Annotated in this window: 1 tRNA gene and 1 rRNA gene (1 of these 2 only partly in view); both read left to right on the top strand. The window is 52.7% G+C overall.

The window, feature by feature from the left end:
• Window positions 1-9 precede the first annotated feature (9 nt).
• A tRNA-Ala gene (locus tag N6L26_RS08325) sits at window positions 10-85 on the top strand.
• Window positions 86-347: 262 nt separating this feature from the next.
• Window positions 348-2500: ribosomal RNA gene (locus N6L26_RS08320) — 23S ribosomal RNA — on the top strand; it runs 641 nt beyond the window's last position.

Here is a 2500-nt window from a genome sequence, read left to right as displayed (position 1 = left end):
TGGTCTTACGGGGCCTTAGCTCAGCTGGGAGAGCACCTGCTTTGCAAGCAGGGGGTCATCGGTTCGATCCCGATAGGCTCCACCAGGCACATCAATCCGATAGATGAAACGAACGTAGATCTCGCGTTAAGCGAGTAGGCGGCCATCTGGGTCGCTGTCTTTGACATTGTGAATGGGTTTTTAAATCGATGCCGTGGCGCATGGATTGTTTTGTTCGGCTTCGGCCGTTCGGGCGATCGATGCATCACAACAAGATCAATCATAATGATTATCTGGCTGAGATATCCTCCGCATCATCGCGAGACGATGGACTTTTATGCAGGTCTGTCGTTGATGGTGTGGATTCTCAAGCGTGAGGTAAGAGCATTTGGTGGATGCCTTGGCATGTGCAGGCGATGAAGGACGTGGCACGCTGCGATAAGCGTCGGGGAGATGTGAGCAATCTTTGATCCGGCGATTTCCGAATGGGGAAACCCACCCTCACCATTTCCTTTCGTTCGACCTTCGGGTCGGCCGGAAAGAGGTGGATAGGGTATCACCAGACTGAATACATAGGTTTGGTGAAGCGAACCCGGGGAACTGAAACATCTCAGTACCCGGAGGAAAAGACATCAACAGAGATTCCCGTAGTAGTGGCGAGCGAACCGGGACCAGGCCAGTGCTTCTTCGTTAGTTAACCGAACACTTTGGAAAGAGTGGCCATAGCGGGTGACAGCCCCGTAGGTGAAAACAATCGAAGAAGACTCGAGTAGGGCGGGACACGTGAAATCCTGTCTGAACATGGGGGGACCACCCTCCAAGCCTAAATACTCGCACATGACCGATAGCGAACAAGTACCGTGAGGGAAAGGTGAAAAGCACCCCGATTAGGGGAGTGAAACAGTACCTGAAACCGAATGCTTACAAGCAGTTGGAGCCCCATAGGGGGTGACAGCGTACCTCTTGCATAATGGGTCAGTGACTTAATTTATCGAGCAAGCTTAAGCCGTTAGGTGTAGGCGCAGCGAAAGCGAGTCTGAATAGGGCGACTGAGTTCGATGAATTAGACCCGAACCCCGGCGATCTAGGCATGGCCAGGTTGAAGGTGCAGTAACATGCACTGGAGGACCGAACCGGTGAATGTTGAAAAATTCTCGGATGAGCTGTGTTTAGGGGTGAAAGGCCAATCAAGCCGGGAAATAGCTGGTTCTCCGCGAAATCTATTGAGGTAGAGCGTCGGATGTATGCCGATGGGGGTAGAGCACTGGATGGGCTAGGGCTGCGCGAGCGGTACCAAACCTAACCAAACTCCGAATACCATCGAGTCTTATCCGGCAGACAGACGGCGGGTGCTAAGGTCCGTCGTCAAAAGGGAAACAGCCCTAACCTACAGCTAAGGTCCCCAAGTCATATCTAAGTGGGAAAGCATGTGGGAATCCCAAAACAACCAGGAGGTTGGCTTAGAAGCAGCCATCCTTTAAAGAAAGCGTAACAGCTCACTGGTCTAAATAAGGGTTCCTGCGGCGAAGATGTAACGGGGCTAAAGATATGCACCGAAGCTTAGGGTTCAGAATTTATTCTGAGCGGTAGCGGAGCGTTCCGTAAGTGGTTGAAGCCGAAGGGTAACCGACGGTGGACATATCGGAAGTGCGAATGCTGACATGAGTAGCGACAAACAGGGTGAGATGCCCTGTCGCCGAAAGACCAAGGGTTCCTGCTCAACGCTAATCGGAGCAGGGTTAGCCGGCCCCTAAGACGAGCCCGAAGGGGGTAGTCGATGGGAACCACGTAAATATTCGTGGGCCTGAAGATGTGTGACGGATCGTGGAAGTTGTTCGACCTTATTGGATTGGTCGGGCAGCCAAGCGGTTCCAGGAAATAGCCTCTTCAATATAGACCGTACCCGAAACCGACACAGGTGGTCAGGTAGAGTATACCAAGGCGCTTGAGAGAAGTATCCTGAAGGAACTCGGCAAATTGCCTCCGTACCTTCGGAAGAAGGAGGCCCTCTCATTACGCAAGTAGTGTGGAGGGGGCACAGGCCAGGGGGTAGCGACTGTTTAGCAAAAACACAGCACTCTGCTAAGTCGGCTTCAAGACGACGTATAGGGTGTGACGCCTGCCCGGTGCTCGAAGGTTAAGAGGAGGAGTGCAAGCTCCGAATTGAAGCCCGAGTAAACGGCGGCCGTAACTATAACGGTCCTAAGGTAGCGAAATTCCTTGTCGGGTAAGTTCCGACCTGCACGAATGGCGTAACGACTTCCCCACTGTCTCCAGGATATGCTCAGCGAAATTGAATTCTCCGTGAAGATGCGGAGTACCCGCGGTTAGACGGAAAGACCCCGTGCACCTTTACTGCAGCTTCAGAGTGGCATTAGGAAATTACTGTGTAGAATAGGTGGGAGGCTTTGAAACATCGGCGCCAGCTGGTGTGGAGCCAACCTGTGAAATACCACCCTGTGATTTTCTGATGTCTAACCACGCACCGTTATCCGGTGTTGGGACCCTCTGTGGCGGGTAG

Source organism: Qipengyuania sp. SS22, from assembly GCF_025736935.1.
GTDB lineage: Bacteria > Pseudomonadota > Alphaproteobacteria > Sphingomonadales > Sphingomonadaceae > Qipengyuania.
Note: the sequence above shows the minus strand (reverse complement) of the source record. Positions and strands in the feature narration are given on the sequence as shown.